At 66.8% G+C, this 6,231-nt stretch carries 8 protein-coding genes; 6 read left to right on the forward strand and 2 right to left on the reverse strand.

Annotated elements, in window-relative coordinates; translation table 11 throughout:
- The 4 genes from RKP46_RS07150 to lipA form a co-directional block, all read left to right on the forward strand.
- The coding region (locus RKP46_RS07150; protein ID WP_311106009.1) for a ribonuclease E/G at positions 1–1,832 on the forward strand (1,832 nt) is incomplete at its 5' end.
- Between the two features lie 43 nt (positions 1,833–1,875).
- A complete protein-coding gene (locus RKP46_RS07155; protein WP_311106010.1) occupies positions 1,876–2,172 on the forward strand; it encodes a DUF493 domain-containing protein in 297 nt (98 codons plus the stop codon).
- Positions 2,169–2,852 (forward strand): lipoyl(octanoyl) transferase LipB, encoded by a 684-nt coding sequence (lipB, locus tag RKP46_RS07160; protein ID WP_311106011.1) that lies wholly within the window; start codon positions 2,169–2,171, stop codon positions 2,850–2,852. Before RKP46_RS07155 ends, lipB begins: the two co-directional genes overlap by 4 nt.
- Positions 2,852–3,835 carry a lipoyl synthase gene (gene lipA, locus RKP46_RS07165; RefSeq protein ID WP_311106012.1) on the forward strand — a complete coding sequence of 328 codons (984 nt, stop codon included), beginning with the start codon at positions 2,852–2,854 and terminating at the stop codon, positions 3,833–3,835. The genes lipB and lipA overlap by 1 nt, the downstream gene beginning before the upstream one ends.
- 42 nt (positions 3,836–3,877) lie before the next feature.
- Here the strand turns inward: lipA and RKP46_RS07170 are convergent, their stop codons facing one another.
- Positions 3,878–4,396, reverse strand: a complete 519-nt coding sequence (locus RKP46_RS07170; RefSeq protein ID WP_311106013.1) for a hypothetical protein — start codon at positions 4,394–4,396, stop codon at positions 3,878–3,880.
- Positions 4,397–4,537: 141 nt separating this feature from the next.
- On the opposite strand from RKP46_RS07170, the gene RKP46_RS07175 reads away from it, so the two are divergent.
- Together RKP46_RS07175 and RKP46_RS07180 are read left to right on the forward strand one after the other, a co-directional pair.
- Complete coding sequence (locus RKP46_RS07175; RefSeq protein ID WP_311106014.1) at positions 4,538–5,230, forward strand: DUF4197 domain-containing protein; 693 nt, start codon at positions 4,538–4,540, stop codon at positions 5,228–5,230.
- Entirely contained in the window at positions 5,227–5,862 is a 636-nt protein-coding gene (locus RKP46_RS07180; RefSeq protein WP_311106015.1) for a septal ring lytic transglycosylase RlpA family protein, read from the forward strand. The genes RKP46_RS07175 and RKP46_RS07180 overlap by 4 nt, the downstream gene beginning before the upstream one ends.
- Positions 5,863–5,877: 15 nt before the next feature.
- On the opposite strand, the gene RKP46_RS07185 is transcribed toward RKP46_RS07180, so the two are convergent.
- The coding region (locus RKP46_RS07185) for a TlpA disulfide reductase family protein (protein ID WP_311106016.1) at positions 5,878–6,231 on the reverse strand (354 nt) is incomplete at its 5' end.

Below are 6,231 nucleotides of genomic sequence, written 5' to 3' on the forward strand. Positions count from 1 at the left end.
TGATCATCATCGACTTCATCGACATGGAGAACCAGCGCAACCAGCGCGAGGTGGAAAACCGGGTACGCGAAGCGCTGCGCTTCGACCGCGCGCGCGTGCAGACCGGCAAGATCAGCCGTTTCGGCCTGCTCGAACTGTCCCGCCAGCGCCTGCGTCCGGCGCTCGCCGAAACCAGCTACATTCCCTGTCCGCGCTGTTCGGGAACAGGCCATATCCGGAGCACCGAGTCGGCCGCCCTGCACATCCTGCGCATCCTCGAGGAGGAAGCCATGAAGGACAGCACGGCGGCAGTGCACGCGCAGGTCCCGATCGACGTTGCAACCTTCCTGCTGAACGAGAAACGCAGCGAAGTGCAGGCCGTCGAGCAGCGGCACAAGGTGAGCATCCTGTTGATTCCCAACATGCATCTGGAAACGCCGCAGCATTCGGTGAGCCGCATCCGGCACGACGAAGCGGGCCAGGAAGAGCTGCAGCAACCATCGTACCGCATGGTCGGCACGCCGGCTGAGGAAAGCGGCAAGGAGGGAACCAGCACGACGGACAACCGCGCGCCACGCGCTGAAGCCGCCATCAAGGGAGTGACGGCCGCGCAACCCGCCCCCATCGTCAGTGAGGCTGCCGAGCCGCGCAGCGAAAAGCCGACGACGGCCGCCAGCCGCTTCCTCAGCCGCGTCCTTTCCTGGTTTCGCCACAAGGCGGAGCCCGCCGCGCAGGCCAGCGAACCGGAAACGCGCCCACCGCGCCCCGCCGCAGTCCGTAGCCAGGCGCGCGAAGCTGGCCGAGAAGGCGTTCGCCCGATGCGCCGCGAGGATACCCGTGAGCCCGGCGAAGCAGCGCGCAACGCGCGCGAGGGCGCGGCGACCGCGGCCTCGAGTACGCGCGGCGAGACCAGCAAGCCGCGCGACACACGCGATACGCGAGACCCACGCGAGGCACGTGACGTACGCGCGCCGCGCCGACAACGCGGCGAGCGACGCGAGCCGGCACCGGTCGCTGGCAACGAGAGCAAGAGCGAAAACGCGCCGCCGGCCACCCCCCCGCGGGCAGCCGTCGCGCCGAATGAAGCCAGTACAGACGAGACCACGAACGGCACGCGCCGCCGCGGCCGGCGCGGCGGCCGGCGCGAGCGCAACGAGCAAGCTGATGGCCAGCTTGATCTGCTCAATGGCAGCGCTGGCGCAGCTGACGGGACGGGCAGAAGCACACCGGACAACCGGCCGCTGCCGCCTGATGGACCACCTGCCGTGGCACCGGGCGCCGCCGAGCCCGCCGGGCAAAACCGGCGCGGCAGGCCGGAAGCGGCGCAGATGGTGGTCGAAAAGGCTCCCGCCAAGGAAGCTGTCGGCGAGGCGGCGGCGTCCGCCGCGCCGATCGTCGTCAACGCAGTGGAAGCCGTTGGCGCGCCCAAGCCACTCGATCCCCTGCCGGAGGTCGACAGCCAAGCGCCCGCGCCACCTGCCGTTGCCACCAGCAGTAGCCCGGCGAACACCTCGCCGAGCGGGCAAGACGCGGCCGCGCGAGCACCGGCAGCTCCGCTGGAGGACTCTGCCGCGGCGTCCGAGCAGACGCTCGACCAGCGCTTCCTGCCGAGCGCCCCGGCCGACGCCGCGCCAGCCGAGCTGGCGCGCGACACGCTGGCCGAGAACCTCGCCGAGACGATACGCGAAACGGCGGCGAGCAGCGGCTTGATCATGGTTGAAACCAGCCCGCAGAAGCTGCCGACAGCGCCGCCACCGGCGCCCCCGACGAGCACGCCGCGCCCCGCCCGCCGGCAGCGGGTGGTGCTTGAAGTCTCCGACGAACCGCTGGTGATGGTGGAAACGCAGAAATGAGAGCAGCCCGCCTGCGCTGCCGGCGGCGCCCTGGCGACAGGCCATGACCGACGCAGGAGAAACGCCGGCGGCCTCCCGTCAAGCCGACGATCCGTTCGGCTTCCCCTGCGCGTTTCCGCTGAAAGTCATTGGCCTGGCCAACGCCGGACTGGCCCCGGCAGTGATCGCCGTGGTGCAGCGGCATGCACCCGACTTCTCCGGCGCCAGCCTGCAAGTACGCGCTTCCAGCGCCGGCAAGTACCTCAGCCTGAGCTGTACGATCAACGCCGTCAGCCGACAACAGCTCGATGCGCTGTATCGGGAACTGTGCGCGCACGCGCTGGTCAGGATGGTGCTATGAACCCGCTGACCGGCGAGCCACCCGGCGCGCCGGAAGTGCGCTTGCCCGGAGCAAGGGACGCAGTCGGTGGGGCCTTGCGCATCCGGAATCTCGGCCGCTGCGACTACCGGCCCACCTGGCAAGCGATGCTTGACTTCACGCTGGCGCGGACGGCGGAGACCGACGACGAGCTCTGGTGCTGCGAACACCCGCCGGTGTTCACCCTGGGGCAAGCCGGCCGAGCAGAGCATCTGCTCGCCGAAATCGGCATCCCGCTGGTGCGCACCGACCGCGGTGGGCAGATCACTTATCACGGGCCGGGTCAGGTGGTCATCTACCTGTTGCTCGACCTTAACCGAAGACGTCTGAAAGTGCGCGAGGTGGTCAACTTGATCGAACAGTCGGTCATCGAATTCCTCGCCGGGCACGGGATCGCGGCCCAGCGCCGGGCTGCCGCGCCTGGCGTCTATGTCGGCGGCGCGAAGATCGCCGCGCTTGGCCTGCGCGTGCGCCGGGCGTGCTGCTACCACGGGCTGAGCCTCAATGTTGACATGGATTTAAGCCCATTTGCGGCGATCAACCCATGCGGCTATCCTGGCCTGCAGGTGACGCAGACCGCCGACCTTGGCCTCGCGCTCACTCCTCAACAGGCGTCGGCAGGGCTCGTCGGACAACTGGCAAGACAACTGGAGGAGCGCTGATGAACGGGCACGACCAGGACGATGCGGCGGCGGGATCGGCCACCCGCGTTGCCGGCAACAAGCAAAAGGGAGAACTGAAGACAGCACGCATTCCGCTGCGCATCGTCGCCCAGACACCGCAGCGAAAACCCGAGTGGATTCGCGTCAAGGCAGGCAACGAGAGCGGCCGTTTCGGCGAAATCAAGCGTCTGCTGCGTGACCACCAACTGCACACGGTCTGCGAAGAAGCGGCCTGTCCGAACATCGGCGAGTGCTTCGGGCGCGGTACCGCAACCTTCATGATTCTCGGCGACATCTGCACGCGCCGCTGCCCGTTCTGCGATGTCGGCCACGGCAAGCCGCTGCCACCCGACCCCGACGAGCCGGCCAAGCTTGCCGCCAGCGTCGCCCGGCTGAAGTTGCGCTATGTCGTGATCACCAGCGTCGACCGCGACGATCTGCGTGACGGCGGCGCCGGCCATTTCGTCGAGGTACTTGCCGCCGTTCGCCGGGCCTCACCCCAGACGACGATCGAAACGCTGGTTCCTGACTTCCGTGGACGCATGCAGCTAGCTCTGGAAGTTCTTGGCAAGTCCTTGCCGGACATCCTGAATCACAATCTCGAAACGGTCCCCCGCCTCTACCGGCAAGCGCGTCCGGGTGCCGACTACGCGCATTCGCTGGCCTTTCTGCGCGCTTTCAAGGCCCGCTACCCGCAGGTACCGACCAAGTCCGGCCTGATGGTCGGACTCGGCGAGACCGACGACGAAATCGTCGACGTCCTGCGCGATTTACGCGCCAACGGCGTCGACATGCTCACCATCGGGCAGTATCTGGCGCCGTCTACCCATCACTTGCCGGTCGACCGCTACGTTCATCCGACGGTTTTCGACGGCTACGCTGAGCAAGCCCGCATCATGGGTTTCAGCGCGGCTGCCTGCGGTCCGCTGGTGCGCTCGAGCTACTGGGCAGACGCGCAGGCACACGACGCTGGCCTCGCTTGAACGCGCCGCGCCGGACCAGGCACGTCGCCTGGCCCGGCGGCGTCAGTTGTAGCGCACGAAGCGCGCCGGATAATGGGCCGTGGCCCAGGCGAGAAACAGATATTTGACCGTCTTGCCGACGCCGACTGCGAGCAGGATGCCCGGCGTCGAAACGTTGGCCAGTGCGCAGAAAAGCAGGGCCGGCGTCTGCGGCATCGGCGAGCCGGCGATGACCAGCATCGCCAAGAGTCCCCAGCGTTGCAGCCATTCGCTGGCGACGCGCCAGGCCTCGCTGTGCACCAGCTCGGGATAGCGGACAAGAATGAACTCCCAGCCGAGATACTGGAAGATTTCGACCAGCACGGCAGCGCCGCAACCGCTCGCCACACCACACCAGAAGCCGAGCGCGCGCCAGCGTCTGGGCGCCAGGAGAACAGCCGGGATGAGGACGGCGACAAAGGGGAAGCTGAACGTGATGGTCGCGGCAAAAGCGATCACGGTCACCACCAGCGAATAGTAGCGATGGCCGACGCTGCGCATCAACAGACGACGCAGCCAATCGGGCAGGACGTGTTTCCTCATGCGCGGCGGCTCGGACCAGGAAGAAAACTCGGTTGGCTACCCGGCGGTGGGCACGAGGCTTGTCCTTGGCGCAGGGGACAGGCTATGCTTGCGCGGTTTTCGCGCCCACCCCTGACGACCAACCATAGGGAGAAACTCATCATGCGGCACCTGATACGAATTCTTGCCATTGTAAGCGCTCTGCTGATCGGTGGACAGACGCTGGCCAGCGGTGTCGGCGAGTTGTCGGCGAACGATACCTCGTCGGGGCTGAGGGAGGCGCTGGCGCGCGGTGCGGAAGTCGCCGTCAACCAGCTTGGCAAGACCGACGGATTCATGGGCGACGCGCGCGTGCGCATTCCGCTGCCCGACTCGCTACGCGCCGCCGAAAAAGTGATGCGCCGGCTCGGAATGAAGAAACAGGCCGACGAATTGATCGCGACGATGAACCGCGCGGCCGAGTCGGCGGTGGTCGAAGCCAAACCCATCCTTCTCGACGCGGTGCGCAACATGAGCTTCAGCGATGCGAAAGGAATCCTGACTGGAGGCGACGACGCGGCCACCCAGTACTTCAAGCGCACGACTTCGGCGCCGATCGGCGAACGCTTCCTGCCGATCGTCAAACAGGCGACGGCCAAGGTCCAGTTGAGCGATCAGTACAACCGCTACGCCGGCCAGGCGGCCAAACTCGGCCTGCTCGACGAAAAGGACGCGAACCTTGACAGCTACGTCACCCAGAAGGCGCTCGATGGCCTGTTCCTGATGATTGCCGAGCAGGAAAAGGCCATCCGCAAGGATCCGATCGGCACCGGATCAAAGCTCCTGCAAACCGTCTTCGGCGCGCTCGGCAAGTGAGTCAACAGCCGGCGGCAAGCCGCAGCCCGCTAACAAGGCAAGGACGGCCTCCCACCGACCGTCAGCAGACCGACCAAAGCAAGCGGCCGCTGGCGTCGGCCAGCCCGCCGCCGATCGGACGCTCGCTCGCCCGAGCGTGCGCTGGCCTGGCCGGCGGGCTTCTCCTCGCCACACTCCTGCCCGGCCTGGCGGCTGCCGCTGGCAACACGCCACAGCTCGGCGCACTCGGCCAATGGCCGAGCTCGCCGCCGATCATATCCGGGCGAGCCAGTTTCTACGGAGCGAGCTTTACTGGGCGAAAGACCGCATCCGGCGAGCGCTTCCACCATGAAAACATTTCCGCAGCGAGCAATCGCTTCCCGCTCGGCACGCTGGTCGCCGTCCGCCGCCAGACGTCGGCGCGTTGCGTAGTGGTCAAGGTCAACGACCGCATGGGCCACCGCACCCGCCTGATCGATCTGTCGCGCGAGGCTGCCGTGCGTCTGGGAATGATCGAAGTCGGCGTGACCGACGTCGATGTCGTCCCCCTGCCGAAGGCGCTGATCGGACACGAACACGCCTGCACACTGGCCTTCAGCCCGCCGCTACAACTGCATGTCAGTGATCTGTCGGTCAGCGAAGAAAAGCGCTGATCAGGCTAGCCCGGCTCATGGCGCCGACAATCGGCGCAGAATGGGGTCGAGTGTCGCTTCGTCGAGACGCCCAAGGCGGAAGCTGTCGACCTGCCCGTTACGGTCGAGCACCAGCGTGTAGGGCAAGCCGCGTAAATTGACTCCGGGTAGGGCAGTCGTTTCACTCCCCGCCACGAGCACTGGATAGCTGACCGGTCGCGTGCTGACGAAACTGCGCAACTTGTCGACGTCGTCAACGCCAATGCCGACAAACTGCACCCCCTGCGCGACATGACGCTCGTGCAGACGGGAGAAGACGGGCATCTCTTCAACACAAGGCGCGCACCAGCTCGCCCAGAAATTGATCACCAGCACCTTGCCCTGCCATTG

This window comes from Accumulibacter sp. (assembly GCF_031732815.1).
GTDB lineage: Bacteria > Pseudomonadota > Gammaproteobacteria > Burkholderiales > Rhodocyclaceae > Accumulibacter.